The organism is Microcystis sp. LE19-10.1B, from assembly GCF_027530565.1.
GTDB lineage: Bacteria > Cyanobacteriota > Cyanobacteriia > Cyanobacteriales > Microcystaceae > Microcystis > Microcystis aeruginosa.
Map to the genome: position 1 here is coordinate 1 of NZ_JAPZQM010000769.1, position 19,393 is coordinate 19,393.

19 protein-coding genes and 1 pseudogene are annotated in these 19,393 nt (G+C 44.0%); 7 read left to right on the top strand and 13 right to left on the bottom strand.

The genetic code is table 11. The annotated features are described in order from the left end of the window. Positions 1-183 precede the first annotated feature (183 nt). Both O9332_RS27720 and O9332_RS27725 read right to left on the bottom strand, forming a co-directional pair. The gene (locus tag O9332_RS27720) at positions 184-1,800 is read right to left on the bottom strand and encodes an ABC transporter substrate-binding protein (protein ID WP_288028231.1); all 1,617 of its coding nucleotides are present in this window, start codon (positions 1,798-1,800) and stop codon (positions 184-186) included. Positions 1,801-2,242: 442 nt separating this feature from the next. Further along, a complete protein-coding gene (locus O9332_RS27725) occupies positions 2,243-2,782 on the bottom strand; it encodes a pentapeptide repeat-containing protein (protein WP_002759502.1) in 540 nt (179 codons plus the stop codon). A gap of 69 nt (positions 2,783-2,851) precedes the next feature. Between O9332_RS27725 and O9332_RS27730 the strand changes: the two genes are divergently transcribed. Both O9332_RS27730 and O9332_RS27735 read left to right on the top strand, forming a co-directional pair. After that, on the top strand, positions 2,852-3,469 hold the full coding sequence (locus O9332_RS27730) for a DedA family protein (RefSeq protein WP_288028232.1): 618 nt from the start codon (positions 2,852-2,854) through the stop codon (positions 3,467-3,469). 261 nt (positions 3,470-3,730) lie between these two features. Further along, on the top strand, positions 3,731-4,501 hold the full coding sequence (locus O9332_RS27735; RefSeq protein WP_288028233.1) for an FkbM family methyltransferase: 771 nt from the start codon (positions 3,731-3,733) through the stop codon (positions 4,499-4,501). Positions 4,502-4,529: 28 nt separating this feature from the next. Here O9332_RS27735 and O9332_RS27740 read toward each other — a convergent pair whose 3' ends face one another. The 3 genes from O9332_RS27740 to menB form a co-directional block, all read right to left on the bottom strand. Continuing rightward, positions 4,530-5,615 carry a glycosyltransferase family 4 protein gene (locus O9332_RS27740; protein ID WP_288028234.1) on the bottom strand — a complete coding sequence of 362 codons (1,086 nt, stop codon included), beginning with the start codon at positions 5,613-5,615 and terminating at the stop codon, positions 4,530-4,532. A gap of 279 nt (positions 5,616-5,894) precedes the next feature. Then, positions 5,895-6,197, bottom strand: a complete 303-nt coding sequence (gene rbp / locus O9332_RS27745; RefSeq protein WP_002759510.1) for an RNA-binding regulator — start codon at positions 6,195-6,197, stop codon at positions 5,895-5,897. A 240-nt stretch (positions 6,198-6,437) separates the two neighbouring features. Continuing rightward, on the bottom strand, positions 6,438-7,271 hold the full coding sequence (gene menB / locus O9332_RS27750; protein ID WP_288028240.1) for a 1,4-dihydroxy-2-naphthoyl-CoA synthase: 834 nt from the start codon (positions 7,269-7,271) through the stop codon (positions 6,438-6,440). Between the two features lie 382 nt (positions 7,272-7,653). Between menB and O9332_RS27755 the strand changes: the two genes are divergently transcribed. Beyond that, positions 7,654-7,782 carry a type II toxin-antitoxin system HicB family antitoxin gene (locus tag O9332_RS27755; RefSeq protein WP_071825078.1) on the top strand — a complete coding sequence of 43 codons (129 nt, stop codon included), beginning with the start codon at positions 7,654-7,656 and terminating at the stop codon, positions 7,780-7,782. A 118-nt stretch (positions 7,783-7,900) separates the two neighbouring features. On the opposite strand, the gene O9332_RS27760 is transcribed toward O9332_RS27755, so the two are convergent. Continuing rightward, positions 7,901-8,851, bottom strand: a complete 951-nt coding sequence (locus tag O9332_RS27760; protein WP_288028235.1) for a glycosyltransferase family 2 protein — start codon at positions 8,849-8,851, stop codon at positions 7,901-7,903. Between the two features lie 104 nt (positions 8,852-8,955). On the opposite strand from O9332_RS27760, the gene O9332_RS27765 reads away from it, so the two are divergent. Next, positions 8,956-9,573 carry a serine O-acetyltransferase gene (locus O9332_RS27765; protein WP_012267158.1) on the top strand — a complete coding sequence of 206 codons (618 nt, stop codon included), beginning with the start codon at positions 8,956-8,958 and terminating at the stop codon, positions 9,571-9,573. Here the strand turns inward: O9332_RS27765 and ispD are convergent. From ispD to O9332_RS27790, 5 genes are all read right to left on the bottom strand, one after another. After that, positions 9,568-10,248: a 2-C-methyl-D-erythritol 4-phosphate cytidylyltransferase gene (ispD, locus tag O9332_RS27770; RefSeq protein WP_288028236.1), complete on the bottom strand. Its 681-nt coding sequence runs from the start codon at positions 10,246-10,248 to the stop codon at positions 9,568-9,570. The genes O9332_RS27765 and ispD overlap by 6 nt on opposite strands. Positions 10,249-10,391: 143 nt before the next feature. Continuing rightward, a complete protein-coding gene (locus O9332_RS27775) occupies positions 10,392-10,790 on the bottom strand; it encodes a DUF1824 family protein (RefSeq protein WP_002799415.1) in 399 nt (132 codons plus the stop codon). A gap of 154 nt (positions 10,791-10,944) precedes the next feature. Then, the gene (locus O9332_RS27780; protein WP_288028237.1) at positions 10,945-11,595 is read right to left on the bottom strand and encodes a hypothetical protein; all 651 of its coding nucleotides are present in this window, start codon (positions 11,593-11,595) and stop codon (positions 10,945-10,947) included. A 279-nt stretch (positions 11,596-11,874) separates the two neighbouring features. Next, positions 11,875-12,765, bottom strand: coding sequence for a hypothetical protein (locus O9332_RS27785; RefSeq protein ID WP_002761254.1), 891 nt, complete (start codon positions 12,763-12,765; stop codon positions 11,875-11,877). 10 nt (positions 12,766-12,775) lie between these two features. Then, a complete protein-coding gene (locus O9332_RS27790) occupies positions 12,776-13,279 on the bottom strand; it encodes a hypothetical protein (protein WP_002761255.1) in 504 nt (167 codons plus the stop codon). A 157-nt stretch (positions 13,280-13,436) separates the two neighbouring features. On the opposite strand from O9332_RS27790, the gene O9332_RS27795 reads away from it, so the two are divergent. Then, on the top strand, positions 13,437-13,631 hold the full coding sequence (locus tag O9332_RS27795) for a hypothetical protein (protein WP_288028238.1): 195 nt from the start codon (positions 13,437-13,439) through the stop codon (positions 13,629-13,631). Here the strand turns inward: O9332_RS27795 and bchD are convergent. Then, positions 13,565-15,562 carry a magnesium chelatase ATPase subunit D gene (gene bchD / locus O9332_RS27800; RefSeq protein ID WP_288028239.1) on the bottom strand — a complete coding sequence of 666 codons (1,998 nt, stop codon included), beginning with the start codon at positions 15,560-15,562 and terminating at the stop codon, positions 13,565-13,567. The genes O9332_RS27795 and bchD overlap by 67 nt on opposite strands. 190 nt (positions 15,563-15,752) lie before the next feature. Here bchD and O9332_RS27805 point away from each other — a divergent pair, with 190 nt between their 5' ends. Then, the gene (locus O9332_RS27805; protein ID WP_002761259.1) at positions 15,753-17,435 is read left to right on the top strand and encodes a hypothetical protein; all 1,683 of its coding nucleotides are present in this window, start codon (positions 15,753-15,755) and stop codon (positions 17,433-17,435) included. 356 nt (positions 17,436-17,791) lie between these two features. On the opposite strand, the gene O9332_RS27810 is transcribed toward O9332_RS27805, so the two are convergent. Further along, positions 17,792-19,075, bottom strand: coding sequence for a TldD/PmbA family protein (locus tag O9332_RS27810; RefSeq protein WP_002761260.1), 1,284 nt, complete (start codon positions 19,073-19,075; stop codon positions 17,792-17,794). Between the two features lie 208 nt (positions 19,076-19,283). Here O9332_RS27810 and O9332_RS28545 point away from each other — a divergent pair. Continuing rightward, a pseudogene (locus O9332_RS28545) lies at positions 19,284-19,393 on the top strand (Uma2 family endonuclease); the annotation flags it as partial.

A 19,393-nucleotide genomic window follows, 5' to 3' on the forward strand; every position in this document is an offset into this window, starting at 1 on the left:
GGGCATAAATCGACTAAATCCTTATCTGGCAAGAGACTTAATTGATTAGTTCGCTCTAGAGCAAAAACAATTGACAAAAATCGCTAAATGCCTTTCTCTATAAGGGTTCCATCCCTTATAACCCCCGTCCATTGCATAACACAAACCGAAGAGCCCTGACTCCTAACTCCTAATAATTAATTATCAGGATTTTTTGGCAATTGTCCAAAAGGGAAAAGTCTGACTGGGATTGATGATAACCCCCGTGATGCCATGGCGAGCAAAAGCGTATTCCTTGGTTTGCCAAAGGGGAATATAGGGAACTTCATCGGCGAGAATTTCTTGAATTTTGCCAAAAATCTGCTTTCTTTTGGCTGGGTTACTTTCCCGACGGGATTGTGCGATTAATTGATTCATTTCTTGACTATAAAAAAATGAGCCTTGACTTTGCGATCCTCCTTCTTCGCAGCCAGTTTCTGGGGAACCTTTAGCACAATCTAAAAAGGGATAAATATAGTTATCTGCATCCAAAAAATCGGGATACCAATTAGATAGAGCAGTGGTATAAAGTCCCCGGCTAATATTACGGAAAAAGGCCGCTCCTAGGATACTATTGGGTTCAAATTGAATCATATTATCTAAATCCCGTTTTGCTAGAGCTTTCATCACTGCTGCCACGCTGCTGGAAGTAATCGATCCCGAGGAGTGCCAAACTTCTACAATTGCGGGTTTTTCCGGACTATAACCAGCGGCTTTTAGTAATTGTTTGGCTTGCTCTATATTATGGTTGCCATAGCGCTCTTTAAACACCGGTTGTGACTCGGAAAAAGTAGTAGGAATGAGACTAAAAAGAGGGATGCCTTGACCTTGTAAAATGCGATCATTAAGTAAATCTCGATCGACTAGAGAAGCAATGGCTTGTCGCACTAAAATATTATGGGTGGGTTCACTTTTGAGATTGACGCTCATAAAGTTAATTGCTGCCCCAGAAGATTCGATCGCTTGCGATTTTCCCTGGGCTGCTTCTGTGCGTAATTTTCTCACTTGAGGAGGCAGTAAAGATTGATAGGCAATATCCACCGCTCCCGTCTGAAAACCGTTAAATAAATTGGCAGGATTCGAGAGATAAATTTGCACATTAACTTCCTTATTTTTGGCTGGTTCTCCCCAATAGCGATCGAAGGCTTCTAAACTAAAAGAATCGCTGGTAACTGCTTTTAATCGATAATGTCCCGTGCCGATAAATTCTTCAGGTTTAAATTTACCCTCGCCAATTTGATAAAATTTGGGTGAAACTGCACAGGCTCCGGGGTAAGCTAAAAGAGCGGGAAAGGCGGCAAAAGGTCTGGTTAGTTTAATAGTAATTTCGTCTTCTTTGGTAGCAGTGATTTTATCAATTGTATCCCGGAGAAGAAAGGAAGGTTCACCACCATTTTTGATAAATCTTTCTAGGGAAAACTTCATCGCCTCTGCGTTAAAAACCGTGCCATCATGAAAAATAACTCCTCGACGTACTGGGATAGTATAGGTCAAACCATCGGGGCTAATTTGCGGTAATTCCGTGGCCAGGAGAGGCTTTAAATTAGTGGTTCCTTCCGCGTAGGTGTAGAGAGTTTCACCGAGATTATAAATAATAAAAAGTCCTGCTAACTCATAACTATCGGCCGGATCGATCGAGCGTGGTTTTAGGGTTGTCCCGATCATCAGGATATCCCTATCCCCCTGGGGTAAATTGGAATTAGTGGACTGACAGCCCACAGTCAGAAGAAGACAGAGGCAAAATAAACTTAAATAGCGATAAAGTTGGTGTAAAGGTTTCATCGATAGCGATTAACGGCAGCTAGGTATCAATCAATCCTATCATTTTTGTGCATAATCTTTTCCCCTAGGTTCCCTTAAGGAACTAGGTTGATTGCCTAATTGGTTGGGGAAAATTCTTCAATAACTGCACTGATTACCCAGACAATTAAACTAAATTTTCTGGTCGATGATGGCAAAAACTTGATCAATTTGGACAAGAAGAAGACCCTGGGCAGCAAAGGGTTTAAATGGTTCAGAATAGCTGGAGCTATGGAGGCAGATAGCAACCGATTAGAAACTCATCTTCTTTTATCTATCAGCCATTTAAGTAAGTAGTTATAATTAAATTGAAGATAGATTTTGCCTCTGATCCCCCCTGCCCCCCTTGATAAGGGGGGTGCCGATCCCCCCTTAGTCCCCCCTTGATAAGGGGGGTGTCTGATAACTTTTAACGACTACCTACTTAGGTTAATCCTGTCCCTTCCAAACAAGCTCGCTCGAAAATTGCCCCCGTGGTTACTGCCGAGGCTAAACTAGCACAAAGAAGATTGGCATCAGTAAAATTTGTTCCCCGTAAAATCGCCCCGAAAAAAATTGCTTCCTCTAAATCGGTTGCCGACAGATCTGCTCCGGACAGATTAGCGCTAGTAAAATCCGCTTGGGTTAAAATCGCCCCGACAAAACTCACTCCCCGGCCATCGACACCGCGAAAATCCGCCCCGGACAAATCTAGATGATTAAAAACCGCCCCGGCTAAAAAAGCACCGGCCAAACTTGCCCCAGTCACGATCGCATCGAGGAGAATTGCCCCGCGTAAATCGGCATTACGAAAATCTGCTCCCCTTAAATTTGCCCCTGTCAGGTCAGCACCGCGTAAATTTGCCCGTAAATTCGCCCCGGCTAGGTCTGCACCCGCTAAATCAGCCCCTGCCAAGTTCATGCCCCCTAAATCTTTTATCTCACCCCGACGAATTGCTAATAAATCAATACTGGGAAAAGTCATGTTCAGCCACGGTTAAATCCTGTAAAAATATCTTAGAATATTCGTAAACCTTTGTTAAGAAAGCGCTCCATGTCCCTAGAGCTATTATCCCTAGAAAATATTGAAGAAATCGCCCACCAATACGGATACTGGGCAGTATTTGTCGGCATCACCCTCGAAAATACCGGGATTCCCATCCCCGGGGAAACCATCACCATTGTGGGCGGCTTCCTTGCCGGTAGCGGTGATTTGAACTATTGGTTAGTTTTAGTCAGCGCAATTACAGGAGCAGTTTTAGGCGATAATTTTGGCTATTGGCTCGGTCGCGCCGGGGGTTGGCCGTTTTTGTTAAAAGTTGGCAAATTCTTTCGTATTCCGCCTCAAAAACTAGAATTAGCCAAGGAACAATTTAGTAAAAATGCACCCCGGGCGGTCTTTTTCGGTCGCTTCGTGGCTTTGTTAAGAATCTTTGCCGGTCCCATGGCGGGAATTGCCCGAATGCCCTACGGTCGCTTTTTCCTCTGTAATCTCGGTGGGGCAACGGTGTGGGCGACGATTATGGTGACATTATCCTTCTTTTTAGGCCGTTTGTTCCCCTTGCACCAGTTAGTCAGTTCTATGGCTCGTTTTGGTATCTTGGCTTTAATTATCGTCCTAGCCTGGACAATTATTCACCCCATCCTTGAGTCACGGAAAAAGGTGGCTTAAGTCCGTCATTTCAGTTATCAGTTATCAGTTATCAGTTATCAGTTATCAGTTATCAGTTATCAGTTATCAGCTTTTGAAGGCAAGAGGCAAAAGACAGAATCTGACAATTCTCCTACCTAAAAAGAAGGTTAGAAACTAGGCACATCAAAGCTTTTAGCTATCCCCTGGAAAGAAGGGGGCTTGTTACCTCATTCTTGACGGGGAGCCATTCATGGTGTTAATATAATTTTGTCCCAGATCGCAACTATACATACATCAACGGTGATTGCCCAAAAAATTACTTTTTCTAATGGATTGGAATGTTACTACAGTAGTAGCAAAGAGGAAACAGAATACATTTTTTCGGAAATATTTACTGAAAGGCAATATGAAGGGCATAATATCATCATCAAAGAAGGCGATGTAATCTTTGATGTTGGAGCTAATATCGGTCTCTTCTCTATTTTTGTCAAGGGAGTTGAACCAACAGCAAAAGTTTTCGCCTTTGAGCCAATCAAGCCAACTTTTGAGGTTTTGCAAAAAAATATTCATTTGCATTCTTTAGAGGATGTTGTTTTATTTAACTGTGGATTAAGTTCAGAGAATAACCCAGCAAAAATCTTTACTTTTTATCCCAATATGTCTGCTAATTCAACCACAAAGCCAGAGGATACCTTGGCTGCATTAGAAGATATTCAAGTCGATCAGAATTCCCAAAAAATAGAAAATTTGTTTGAAGAGTTTTTCCAAGAAAAAGAACAAGTAGCCTGTGAAGTAAGAACTCTATCTTCCGTAATTAATGAACTCGGTATTGACTCCATTGACTTACTGAAAATTGACGTGGAAGGAGAAGAATACGAAGTATTTCAAGGCATCGAAGCTAAAGACTGGCCGAAAATCAAGCAAATAGTGGCTGAAATTCACGATCAAAAGGGACGCTTAAAGCAAATAAGCCAAATGCTGGCAGACAATGGCTTCAAAATTCAACTAGAAAAAAGAGAATTACTACCTTTGACATTCGTGGATATTTTCCATTTATACGCTGTGCGTTAGTGGTTGAACTTTTATTCTCAAAGTTAATCTATTTTTCCAGAAAATTGGTTAATAACTGACTGAAACGTTGGGCAATAATCGGGGCATCAAATTCTGAAACTTTCGCTCTACCTGCCTTCCCTAAGGAACGAGCTTTTTCTGGATTGAGAAGCACTTCCGCTAATTTAGTCGCTAAATCTTCGGCATCTAAGGGATTGGCTAATAGACCTTGTACACCATCTTCAATCAACTCCGGTGTCGAGGAGGAACGACTGGCGACAATCGGTTTATAACTGGCCATAGCTTCAGCAAAAACTAGGCCAAATCCTTCTTGCAGACTAGGTAAACAAAAAACTTGACAATCAAGATATTCTTGGATCAGTTCTTGATAGGAAAGATAGCCGAGAAAAGTAACATTTTGCTCTAAATTGAGTTCTTGTGCCAGACGGCGTAAATTATTCCATTCAGGACCTTTGCTGGCAATTCGTACCTCCACATCAGGTATTTGACGGCGGAGAATTGCGGCGGCGCGGATCAAAGTGGCAACATTTTTGCGGGGATACTGGACACCGACACAAAATACTGTCGGCCTCCTCTGCTCGCGGTTTTTTTCCTCATGCTTGACCGAGGCGATCGCTGCATCCCACCTTTTGAGATCAATTAGAGAATGAACAATTTCGATATTGCCATCGTACTGATAAAGTTGCTTGAGTCTAGTACGGGAATACTCACTGGTAGAGATGACCAGATTCGCACGATGGACGCTCACTTTCTCGGCCTTTGCCATCAATTCTAAGGAAGTTCGCACCCAACCCCGCTCAAAGGTAGCTTCATCGGCAATAATACCGTGAATATAAACGATAAAAGGGACTTTCAGGCGATCGCTGATGGCGTAACCATCCATATCGTAACCCACCACCAGATCATAGTGGTCAAAGCGACGGGGATCGAGTCGCCAATTCCAAAGAAAGCGATGCGCCATATAGCCTAACGGCCCCGATGCTTTGGTTGGCGAGAAGACATCAACGATATGACCCTGGGAGCGCAACTCGTTAGTCAGATGGATATTCCCAACGAAGGTACCACTTCCGAGCTTGACATTTTGGGGAGTTGCTGTGATGATTGCTATCTTCATTTTTTGTCAAAGTTTATGGCAGCGGTTGGATGATGATGGGAAAATTAGAACAAATAAGGTAGGCGGGAGTGGGTGCGAATCAAATCTTGATTTTCCCTGATAACATTCTCAAAATCTATGGACGAACGGATATCCTCGCGTCCGTTAGCTTTTTTCGTCAAAACGATGAAATGTCCCTATGGAGTATTAGGATGTTAGAAAACAAACGCAGATTGATTAATTATCCATAGGAAAGCGGTTATCAAAAATAACCGCTTCTGCAATTTTCCAAGAATCTCTTTAACGTTCGCGGCGACCGAAATTTTTGCGCTCACCGCGGCCACCACCGCCAAAATTATCTTCTTTGGGACGAGCTTTATTGACTTTCATCTGTCGTCCCATCCATTCGGCCCCGTCAAGAGTTTCGATCGCTTTTGCTTCTTCCTCATCGGAGGACATTTCCACAAAACCAAAACCGCGCATTTTACCCGTTTCCCGATCTACGGGCAAGTAAACGCGACTAACTGTGCCGTATTCAGCGAATACCTCTTTCAAGTCATCTGTCGTGACGTCATAAACCAGATTACCAACGTAAATCGTCATGGATTGTCTCCCAATATCACAGCCATTTCGAGAAGGAGATCGGACACAACCCAGTCAAGGCCATCAGGGAAAAACCACTTCTGTTTGAAACCAATGCTGCTACCGAACCTAACTACTCTCTCTAAACTAGCATAGCTGATCAGTGATCGGTGATCAGTAGGAGTAGGGAGTATTAAGTGAGCAGTATTACAAGGCGGTTTTCTGCTTTCTTTTCACTGATTACTGTTCACCGATAACTGATTAGGGTAGCCAAGGATATTGACTAAAATCGGGGGGACGTTTTTCGAGGAAAGCCTGTTTACCTTCGGCTCCTTCGGCGGTCATATAGTATAGTAAAGTGGCATTGCCCGCTAACTCCTGTAAACCCGCTTGACCATCACAATCAGCATTAAAAGCCGATTTTAGGCAGCGAATCGCCAAGGGACTTTTTTCGAGAATTTCTAAGGACCATTTAATCCCTTCCCACTCTAATTCCTCCACCGGGACGACATGGTTAACCAAACCCATTTCTAAAGCTTGTTGGGCGTTATACTGCCGACAGAGAAACCAAATCTCGCGAGCCTTTTTCTGACCGACCACCCGGGCTAGATAACTAGAGCCGAAACCGCCGTCAAAACTGCCCACTTTCGGACCGGTCTGGCCAAAAATGGCGTTATCCGCTGCTAAGGTTAAATCACAAACCAAGTGTAAAACATGACCGCCCCCGACCGCATAACCTGCCACCAGCGCGATAACTACCTTGGGGATGGAGCGAATTAATTTCTGTAAATCCAGCACATTGAGCCGGGGTACGCCATCATCGCCAATATAACCCGCCTGACCGCGCACCGTCTGATCGCCGCCGGAACAAAAAGCATATTTGCCGTCGCTGTGGGGACCTGCACCCGTGAGCAATACTACCCCAATGCGGGCATCCTCGCGAGCATCACAGAAAGCGTCGTAAAGCTCAAAAACTGTCTTCGGACGGAAGGCATTACGCTTATGGGGGCGATTTATAGTGATTTTGGCGATTCCCCCCCATTTATGGTAAAGAATATCCTCGTAGGTTTTTACGGATTGCCATTCAACGGTCATAGTCTCGGTTATCGGCACAGCTTTTTTACCTTACCTCATTTTGTCCCCCACTTTGAAGCCTGGAGCGCCAGAATAGGGGAATGGATAGTTGACGGACAAGGTTTAAAGCTGATTCCCTTCTTGATGTTTTCTGAGTATTTATTCAAAATAAGTAGCTGGTTATAATTAAATTTAAAATGGATTTTAGGTTCGATCCCCCCTGCCCCCCTTGATAAGGGGGGTGCCGATCCCCCCTTAGTCCCCCCTTAATCCCCCCTTAATAAGGGGGGCATCTGAAAGTTTTTAATACCTACCTACTTACATTTATCCTATTTACTAACTTTAAAGAGGTAAAAATAAGAGTACAAGTAATAAAACTAAGCTTGAATCATTAGAGTTTTATTTGAGGCTAAAATATCCAATAACAATTTATCCTGATGATGACGGGGGATATGTATCAGAAATTAAGGATCTTCCGGGATGTTTCACTCAGGGAGAAACCATAGAGGAAACCTTAATCAGTAAACAGTAATCAGTAATCAGTAATCAGTGAACTGAAAACTTACATCTGATAACCGATAACTGATCACTGATAACTGAAAACTCACATCTGATAACTGAAAACTCACATCTGATAACTGATAACTGAATTAAAGCCATTCGATTTCTTTAGCTTTTTCGGGTAGTTTAGCCGTGGCTTGTCCTTGGCTGCGGGACTGAAACCCAATTAAATCGAGGGGAGTAGCCAATAAATCTACTAAATCTGCTTGACCAAACAGTAACTTGAGAGTATTTTTTGGTAGCTCTTTTAATAACCAACGACTGAGAGTAAAAAATAACTCTTGATTGGTTAAAGGTCGCATCAATTCGACACCATACAATTCGTGAAGATAGCGATTCGAGCGCCCATAACGTTTTAATTGACTTCTTAAGTCTTCTAAGGTGGAACGATGACGATGGTAAATAATTGCCTCTGGTGCGTAGGTTAATTGCCAGTCGGTTTGTTGTTGAATACGCCAACAGATATCGGCATCACCACCGGTAGTTAAATAAGGACGAAATAAACCAACTTTTTGAAAAGCTTCTCGACGAATAGCGAGGTTAGCAGTTTGACCGTAGGGACAAAAAGAATGTTCTAAAAGAAATTTTGGTGACATAAAGTTACGACGTTCTGCATACTTTTCCAAGCAAGTGGAACCAGTTAAGGCAGCAATTTCACCCACTACCAGACCGATGTTAGGATCACTAAAGGGTTGGATCAATTCTGTCAACCATTGCGGTGCGGGACGACAATCGGCATCGGTAAAGGCCAGAAAAGGATAACGAGCGCTTTTGATCCCTTTGTTGCGAGCAGCGTAGGAGCTTTGTATCTGATTTTCGCTTAAAATGATCAGGTTCAGTCCCCGCTGTTCTTCTGCTGCCTTTCCTAATAATTCTGCCGTGCGATCGCTACTATTATTATCAACTAAAATATATTCAACTAATTGACGGGGATAGGTCTGTTTGGCTAAACAATCAATGAGAGGGGGTAGATCTTTCTCTCCGTTATAAATTGGCACGATCACGGATACTTCGGGCAAGAACTGTAAGGTAGTTGACATCGTTGGGGTCTAATAAACGGGGGACGGTTGAACTATTCGCTACAATACTACTATAATCAATAGCAACAAAAAGCAAGTCTATCGTCAATTATTTTAGACCAACGATGAAAAGTTTCTTCCGAAAATTATTTTTCTATGTGGGTATTCTTTGGCTCTCACCCTTAATCATTGCTTTTCAGGTAGCTAACAATCGAGAACTTATCTTAGGTGATGTGCGGCGTTGGGTAGAGTTATTAGGCCGGGAAAAAAGAGCAGATTGGTTACAATTGTTAGCTCTGTGTCTGGAGGCAAAAGAATTTAGAAATTTATATTATTGTCGTCTTTTTCAAGGTGGTTCATTCAGCCGTTTTTTTATGTATATTCTTAGGTTTTTCTATCGAGAAAGTTCCTATTTATTTCTAGATTCTTCTTGTTCGATTGGCAAAGGATTATTTATTCAACACGGTTTTAGTACGATTGTTATGGCGGATTTGGGCGATAACTGTTGGATTAATCAACAGGTAACAATTGGGTATAAAGATAAAAGCGGTCGCCCCAAAATTGGCAATAATGTCAGGATTACCGCCGGTGCTAAAGTCTTAGGAAACATTACCATCGGCGATAATGTCACCGTGGGCGCAAATTCAGTGGTAGTCAAAGATGTTCCACCTAATTGTGTGGTGGTGGGTATTCCCGCTCGTATTATTAAACGGGACGGCGTTAAAGTAGATGAAAAATTATAAACGTTGACTTAAAATATATTCGGCAATTGCCAGATCTCCCGGAGTCGTAATTTTTAAGTTAGTTTCTTCACCGACGACAATTTTGACGGGAAAACCACATTTTTCTAATAAGGCGGCATCGTCGGTGACTTCCCAATCTAATTTTCGGCCCTGTTCATGACATTCTTTTAATAATTTTACCTGAAAACCCTGGGGCGTTTGGGCCGCCCACAACTGCGAGCGATCCGGTGTATCCTCAATCCAGCCCTTGCTATCGACAATTTTAATCGTATCTTTCACCGGAATCGCCGCAATGAAACCCTGACAAGTGGCTAAAGCGGCGGCACAGCGATCAAATAATTCGGGAGTGGCTAAACAGCGCGCCCCATCGTGAATTAAAACCGTCTCAGCCCCCTCTGGTAGGGCTTGTAAGCCATTATAAACCGATTTTTGTCTGGTTTCACCTCCTTGGATGATTTGCACGGGTTTAAGGGCATTTATAGGGGTGATAATTTCTCGGATATCCTCAAAGTCTTCCGGTTGTGCCATGATGCCAATCCAGATAATTGCCCTCGATTCCATGGCAGCCAGCAAAGTCCAAGCCAGGAGAGGTTTTCCGTGCAGGGTGAGCAGTAATTTATTGCGATCGCTGCCCATCCGTTTACCCATTCCCGCTGCTGGAATTAACAAATACATATTTTTTTCAGGTAAAAAGTTAACAAGAGTCAGGAAAGAGAATTCAGTGGACAGGAGTGGGGAGCTTTTTGCCTCTTATTTGTAAACAGTAATCACTGTCCGGCTGATGGTTAATCGCTTAAATAACCCAAAAACTATGCCTCTTAAGAGAATAAATCGAGGGGAAAGTGACCATAAGTACCGACTAATTGATCATTTTCTGACTGACAAGAAACCAGGACACCGCGATAGGTTCCCGTATAGGAATCGAGATAGGAAGCTTGTCTTTGGGTATTGTATTTAATATACACCGCTCCCTGTTCTGGTTGGTCTTCTGGGAGACTATTAGGTAGGGGGTATCCCAGGGCTTGTAGATAACTTTTCAGGGCTTTAAATCCCTCTTCATTGTTATCGGCACAGATACCTAAATTAATTGATTCCGAACCTTGGTTAACTAATAAAATTGCCTGTCTTAGAGCTTCTTCTTCTTCGGGGGATTGGGCAATTTTTAGTTGAATACATCCATATTCTTTTAGGAGTTTCAAGGCTTCTTCCATAGACATGAGCGGTTAGATATGTGGGGCTAAAGATAAAAAATCAACTGTTGCTGCTGTCCTTACCGACAAATTCCCAAGAAAAAAAGCCCTAAATCATTGGGGTTTAGAGATAGGAAAATTTTGCATTGGTCTTATCATATCAGGTTGGGGACAGGAAAATTTATCGGGGTTGTTCGAGCGCTCCGGGTTGTGCGTACATTTCACTCACTGCTTTTTGATAGCCAAAGTAAGCACCTATAATAATTCCAGTGCCAAAACCGATCGCTAGGTAAGGCAAAATTATACTGAGGGGAAAAGAGGAGTGTCTCCGATGAGATAGGGAAAATCGCTCACCAGTCGCCACAATATTCTCAGCAGCTTCAGTGAACTCCTCCCGTTTTTCTAGGGCTTTTTCTTCAGTTGTTTCAGAGTCTTCCAAAGCTTCTGGCGCATCTTCCGGGTCATTTTCGGCGATTTCTGCGGTTATTATCGGCAAAGAGTTTAATTTGGTGACACGATTGACGATTAAATTATCTTGACTCAGGGTTATCGATTCTTCCCAAGCGGGGATATCGGATTCCTCGGTCATACCGTAAACGATCACTTGTTCTAATCCATCGATGCCCAAGCTTTTGATTTCTGCCGACAAAAAAGGTAATAACTTGTGTTGATTGGGTATATTTTTGGATTGAACTTTTAGAGTCAGGGCATTTTCTTGCGGGGTGGCTTCAACAACCTCTATTTTTCTGGTTAAGAGACTTTGGTTAAGTAGAGCAATAATAGCGGCTGGCTCCTGGAGTTTAGCGGCATGGATAAGTTGTGACTGATTCATGACCTTGAGGGGCTAAGGAGGGTATATTATAATACTATAGTCATTTCAGATAAGTCTGATACACTCTAGACCGATGAAAACCTTATGAACTCTGGCATTTATATTCTCAATCTTAATTGAAATGACTATAAATCCTGTGGAAAATGTATAGGAAAGTGGGTGAGTGCCGGAGCAGGGGGAAACAATCCATAACTGGGTTTTTAAAGTTGAATTGGGACTTAATCATGCTATTAAAAACCGATTTGGTATCGGTCTGTCCATCCCTGCCCCCGGTGCCACTTAAATTTCCGCCACGGCTCTTTCGATTAAACGACGAGCCAGGGTTTGAATACCGGTATGTTCATAGTAATTGGTGGTCATATCGAGGAATGCCCCAACATATACCAATTTATCGGCAGAAAAGTCGATAAATCCCTGAATTTTGCTCAATAATCCCTGCTGGCTCAAACTGCGCTCGCTGACAAAACCACTCATCCAACCTTTAGTGGAGTCGAAACTTTGACCGATAAAGTCTAATTTTCTGGCAGTATTTCCCCCCGGAATCAATTCTTTAATACTGCCGAAAGTGGAGTTAGATTCTAATTCTTCCGGGGTGAGAATGCTGAGGCCCGATTCCACTTTCCGGATAAAACTGCCCCCCAGGGGAATTAAACCATCCAAACAAACTAACGCCGCCATCCGCATCAGGGATTCGCCGCTATAATCTCCCAGAGAAGCGACGAAATCATCGATACTATCGCCCGGAATGCCATTAATTTGACAAAAAGCGACTAATTCTGTCACTAATTTCAAGGTTAGATCGATGGTTTGCGCTTTTTCGGGGGCAGGGGTTAATTTTTCGATTAAACCGCCCATGAGGGGAATTTTACCACCGACGACATTAGCAAGAGAGGCGGCGGCTAGGGCATTATCGGCGCTGTCGATGGTTTGGTAGAGCCAGAGCGCCCGTTGATAGCCCTGGGATTTATCATTAAACAACCAAACGGCTCGATCGCCAATCTGTTGGATCATGCTTTCGTCGGTTTCACCCGTGACTTTGATAATCGTATTTTTAAACCCGACTAGGTTATCCCACTGTCCCGGCACGACATAATCAAGGGTTTTGAGAACTTTGACGGTGAGATTATTAGTCGGTAATTCGTCCACCAGTTCAAAAATTGGCTTACTCACGGATGTCTCCTTACTTTAATTTTGCTAGACCATCTAAATCGAACTTAGCTAACCAAGCTTGGCGATCGCTGGAAGAAAAATCTGGCTCCCGCGATAAAACCTTGACTTGATAGCGATTATTGACTAAAACGGCGCTGGCGGTTGCACCCTGTTCCACAGAGGGAAAACCTTTAATTGTGGTTTGACTGTCTTGGAATTTATTGGCCGCCGCGGGATTATTGCTGATGTCAGATATGGCTAACATAGCCAGAACTTTGCCATCTTGCTTCAGTTTTGCCTCAGCAAAGCCTTTTTTCTCCTGGGTATAGACGCGCTCGTATCCTCCCCCAGAAGGCGGGAAAAACCGATTAAAACTGCCGCCAGAGGTGGATTCTTTCACCACTGCCGCCGCCCCGCGAGCGGTACTTTCTTGTTGCGCTTGGTCAAATTGTGAGGGAGCTTTAGCACAGGAAGTTACTAGCAAAAGTACCGCCAATACCCCTGCTATCAAGATTTTGCCAAATCGAAAGTTCATAGTTATCTTAATTAAAACTTACTAATGTTTGTTTGTAGTATATCTCTCGCTTATTGCTGATTATTGTTAAGTTTTTCTAGATTCTCTCACACCAGACCGAAAAAAAACAGAAAATCAGCAAAATTCGAGTCAATAACGAAGGCAGGAGGCAGTCCCGATGAAAAAATTTTCACCCCCACAGATGAAAGAGGTTTCTTTCCCTACACCCTACACCCCACACCCCACACCCCACACCCCACACCCCACACCCTGCTCCCGGGAAAAACTTTTTGCCGCAAACCCCAGCTACAGTCCCGCAATTGCCCCTCGCGCCATAGATGCGATCGCTTGTTCCGTGGCCCGGGGTAGATGATAATATTTACCCCCGGCTTTTAGGGCTAATTCTTTGGCAAAACCAGTGGAGACGAATTTTTTCTCCGTATCGATGACCAGCAGTTTAATGCCTAAAGAGCGAATTTTAGCGGCAATATCGAGCAGTTCTGCCTTAATATCGGGTTTTTCCCCCTCCGGAATCGGTTCGCCTAAAGATTTCGCCAAAGGAATATTACTTCTACCGTCGGTAATCGCCACAATCACCACTTGACCGATATCCCCCGATAAACGAGCATTCATCCCCACATGAACCGCTTGGGTTAAACCGTGGGCCAAAGGGGAACCGCCACCACAGGGCAGGGTTTCTAGACGTTTTTTCGCTAGGGTAATCGATTTGGTTGGCGGTAATAGTACATCTGCTCGCTCACCCCGGAAAGGAATCAGGGCAATCTGGTCGCGATTTTCGTAAGCTTCCGTTAACAGACGCATGACCGCACCTTTAGCCGACTGCATCCGATTCAGGGCCATGGAACCGGAGGCATCGACCACAAAGACAATTAAAGAACCGGCCTTGCGGGCCAGCCGTTTTGAGCGCAGATCCCCTTCTTCTATAATCACATGACGTTCGGGATTCCTCAAGCGACGGGCTTTTTGATAGGGGGCGGCCGCCCGGAGAGTGGCATCGACGGCGACTCTTTTCACCTTGCCCCGGGGTAACATCGGCTTAATATAACGTCCCCTATCTTCCGAGAAAATCAGGTTACGCGCCCCCGATTTCCCCTGACGCTGGGCCATCTGGGCAAAATACAGCACACTGGGATCCAGTAAAACCCCTTCTGGGTCAAAAACAAATTCTTCTGGCAGATTATCCGGCTGTTCCGGTTCTTTTTCCTCCTCTTTCTCCTCCTCTTTTTCTTCCTGTTCCTGCTGGTTTTCGTCTTGGGGCGGTTCCGGTGGTGGTGGCGGCGGTGGGGGCTGTTGTTCCTGTTCCGGAGGTGGTGGCGTAATCAGCGATCGAGGTACAATAACTAATTCGACGGCTCTTTTTAAGTCATCGGCACTGACTACATCCCGACCTTCTAAAGCGGCGGCCGCCTTGGCTACTCTCACGGCAAAAATCTCGGCGCGATGACCTTCTACCCTACCGCGCACCGCTTCCTCCACTAGATAACTAATTTGTTCGGGTTTAATTTTTACCTCTTTTAACCATTCCCTCGCCAGAATAATTTCGGTTTTTAGATCGTCCATTTCTTGGGCATATTGGGCGATAAAAGCGCTGGGAGAAACAGCATACTCGATCGCCTGATTGACGGCGGTTACTCGTTGGTCTAAACTGAGGACACCATCGGCGGAAAGAGCAATGGCAATTCTATCTAATAAATGGGTTCGTAAATCCCCTTCTTCCGGGTTATAAGTAGCGATCAGGATTGGTTTACAGGGATGTTGAAAACTGATGCCTTCCCGTTCGATTTGGTTACGTCCTTCGCTTAAAACTGTGAGTAATTGGTTAGCAATTTGGTCATCAAGTAGATTAATTTCATCGATGTAGAGAATTCCCCGATGGGCGCTGGCTAATAAACCGGGTTGAAAGACTGGTTCCCCCTGTTTCACCGATTCTTCCACATCGACGGAACCCAATAAACGATCCTCCGTGACTCCTAGGGGAATCTGCACGAAAGGGGCCCGGATAACTTCCGTGGCGACCTCTCCACTGCTATATTCTTCTTTAGTGCGATCGTCCCATTCGTCGGCATTATTGGGATCACAATTAAAGACATTACCCGCGATAATTTCGATCGGTGGCAGTAGAGAATGTATCGCTCGCGCCATGACTGATTTGGCGGTTCCCCGACGACCGGCAATTACCACACCCCCCAGGGCGGGATCCACGGCGGCTAAGAGTAGGGCTAATTTAATCGCTTCTTGGCCGACAACGGCAGTTAGGGGAAAATTGAGGGTCAGAGTGGGCATAGATCTAGATTCAGGCGGCCAAATTCTAGTGTAAAACAGAAGCTCCCGGGTCCGGCACTTTTCCCTTTTTGATTCCCGAACCCAGATTTTAGCTGCATCTCGATCGAGTTCTTTCTCCCCGAACCGATCGAGAAGTTGCCGGGTTAATCTAGGATTAGCTCCTGATAACGGCTGTAGAGAGGACAAAAATATGATAGCGACAATAATCGATCGCCTTACGGAAACCAACCCGCAAATTATGCGAGAATGGCAAGGAAGATTAACCCCGAAAAATATCTCGATCGCCTCAGTCATCTCCCTAGTTGGTCAATTATTAGTTTATTTATACTATCAAAATCTCTTGCCAGTAGCGGCGGGATTTAGTCGTTACTGTACCGCTAATCCCCCCAATAACAACGATTATTATCACTATAGTGGGATTAAATACTGCATCCAAGACTTAAATGGTGAATGGATGATTATCTCCCGGTTATGGTGGTTAGATATCTTCACTTTTCTGAGCATTACCGGCATTTTCGCTCTTTTAGTGGTGGGAACCTATCAATTAATCGCCGATCTTTCCGGGGAAGAACGCCGGGGTACACTTAATTTTATCCGTCTGAGTCCCCAACCCGCCAGAACAATTTTTATCGGCAAAATTTTCGGGGTTCCCATTCTCCTCTATCTCGTCTGTGTTCTCGCTTTACCCTTTCACTTGGGAGCGGGTTTATTAGCAGGTATTCCCTTTTCGTTAATTTTAGCCTTCTACGGGGTTCTGATCGCTAGTTGTGCCTTTTTCTATCATGCCGCCCTGAGTTTCGCTTTAGCCACGCCATGGTTAGGAGGATTTCAACCCTGGTTAGGCAGCGCAACAGTCTTAATCTTTGTGTTTTATAGCACTATTGTTACTTTATCGGGCTATGGTGGTTCCCGTACCCCCTTTGATTGGTTAATTCTCTTTAATCCTAGTTTTGTCCTTCCCTATCTAGTTAAATCTACCTTTCTCCCCCCCGATGCGGTACGCTATCTAGGAATCTCACAAATCTTCGATCTGCGTTGGTACGGTCAATCTCTCTGGCAATCGGTTATAATGGGTATTAGCTTAATTTTGCTCAATTTTTCCCTCTGCACCTACGGTTTAACCAGAATTCTCCAGCGGCGCTTCCATAATCCCCTCGCTACTCTTGTTAGTAAACCCCAAAGTTATTGGATGATGGGCTGTTTTAGCGCTATTAGCCTAGGTTTTGTCTTCCAAACTCTGCAACCGAGCTATATTTTCGATAATTTTGCGATTCTTAGCGTTTTTGTGGCAATTTTTGGCTTGTTAATCCTTTTTGCCCTCACTCCCCCCCGTCAAACTCTCCAAGATTGGACTCGCTATCGTCATTTGCAAGGAAAAACGGGCATTAGTCTGGGAAAAGCTTTAATCTTTGGCGAAAAAAGTCCTTCTACCCTAGCCATGGCTATTAACGTCGCCATTGCCATTTTATTCATTCTTCCCGCTATTTTTATCGCCCCTCTCGATCAATATAAACTAGCCACTGCAGCCGGGTTTCTCTTGGCAATGAACATGATTTTAGTCTATGCCGCTATCGCCCAATTATTGATGTTAGCCAGCACAAATAAACGCGCTTTGCTGGCAGCCACTAGCATCGGCATTTTGATTATTTTCCCCTTTCTCTGTTTCGCTGTCTTGGGAGTTAATCCCAGTCAATCTCCTCTGTTATGGTTTTTTACTTTTCTTCCCATTGCCGCTACTAAATACGCTACATTTCCCTCTTTCGCTTTGGCAATTTTCAGTCAGTGGTTGGGTTTAACCCTCGTCGGATGGCAAATTAATCGGCAATTAAATCGCCTTGGTGCCTCGGCAACTAAACCGTTAATCCCGGGCTAAAAAATACCGACTCAAAGGGGGGATTAAATAATATCTCTGCCGATAATTTTCTCCCCTTGAGTGTCGGTTAATTTTTTTTCCCAAAAAGCTTGACAAAACCCCACGACTTGACAGATAATTTCTTATAGAATGGGAATCCGTGCCTGCCTGCAAACCCCCTCTTTTCAGGTCAAATAAAGCTCCAAAGAATTAACCCCAAAAAGTAGGGGGAGTTAATTTCAGTTCCGGTGCTGATTAGGAGCATCTTTCAATTTGACAACGCCTATTGTAGGGCTAATTCATGAATTAGCCCTACACATAGTAATTTCAGTTCCCATCTGATTAGGAGCATCTTTCAATTTGACAACGCCACATTTTTACCCCACCACCGATAAACTATCAACAATTAGCGAGGGAGTATAACAGGAACCATTCCATTGATTATCGGCCCCCAAAGCGATTAAATTTTGCAAAGCCGTATAAACATTTCCCGTCACCATTGTATCTTTAACGCGTCCGGTGATTTTGCCCTTTTCTATGCGATAACCCAGATCGATATTGACAGAAAAATCGCCAGAAATATCGGCCCCATGACCTAAAATTTGGTCGATAACTAGGCCCTCATCTATTTGCGAGATTAAATCCTCTAAAGTTCCCTCTCCCGGTGCCACGATTAAATTAACCAAATCCGGCATGGGATAAACCCCTAAACTAGGACGAAAACCGTTCCCCGTCGGAGTAGTTTTTAATAGTCTGGCTGTGGTACGATCGCTATAGAATTCTTTAACTCTACCTCGCTCAATTAAAGATAAAAATTTGGTAGGAGTTCCCTCATCATCAAAGGGACAACTATAGGGTTCTCGGTCTGGTTGTTGGGATAAAGTCAACTTTTCTGACATCACCAATTGACCGATTTTATCACTCCAGGGCGAAGACTTTTCTAAGATCTGTTTACCATTTAAAGCCATCGCCACCGTACCCCATAACAGGGTAACTGCATTAGCAGTCAATAAAATTGGTAATTTACCCGTGGGACTATCCACATTATTTGCTGCCCATTGTAGTCGCTGCAATAACTGTTTAATTACCGTTTCGGGATGAGGTGTACTGCGAGTATATTCCCCATCATAAACCGCCAGAAAATCCTCCCCCCGTACCCATTCAATCCCCAGATAATAACTCAAAGCTGTATCGGTATATTGACAATATAAACCCTGGGAATTAACCAAACGGGTGATTTCCCGTTCACATTCCCATTCACCACTACAAATAACCTCAGGATAAACTTGGCGAATATGGCCAATCATTTGATTACCCATCTCGATTAAAGATTCTACCGCCACATCTTGCCCAATCGGGTCATAGATTGCCTGTCGTGGTGCCGAAAATTCGATTTCTTCCGGGGCATTGAGATAGGATAAATTTAACGCTGTTTCTACTAAAATTTCCGGTTCCACATCACCATAACCCACCGCTAACCCTGGACAACCCTCGCGCCATAATCTTAAGGCAGTTCCCACGGATTCGGAACTTTCTAGCTGTTTGAGACGATTAGCCTCAAAAAAAACGGGATGGGAAAGGGAGGAAGATTGATAAACTTCGGCTGCCACCGCTCCCGATGTGAGAGCTAGTTCGATGAGTTGTTGCGGATCGATCGTCATGGTGATAGTTTTTGAGATGATAGCTATCTGATTATCTCAAGCTTCGGCACTTCGGCGCAAACGCTGCTAATAAGACTGCGGCGAGTTAAAAAATTTTTGCTTATTCATCAATATTTTTGAGCAAAGATGATCAAGTTGGCAATGAAGTTATCATAGAATCGATCGAGAGTCAAAAATATGGATACTCCCACCTAGAGAGGCCGAAAAAATGACGATTGCCAAAAGCGACGAAACTGCCACCTCTCCGGCACTGATAGAAGAAGATTTCGAGGACTTCTGGGAACCCCCCCCACCCCCCACAGACTTAATTTTTGATGA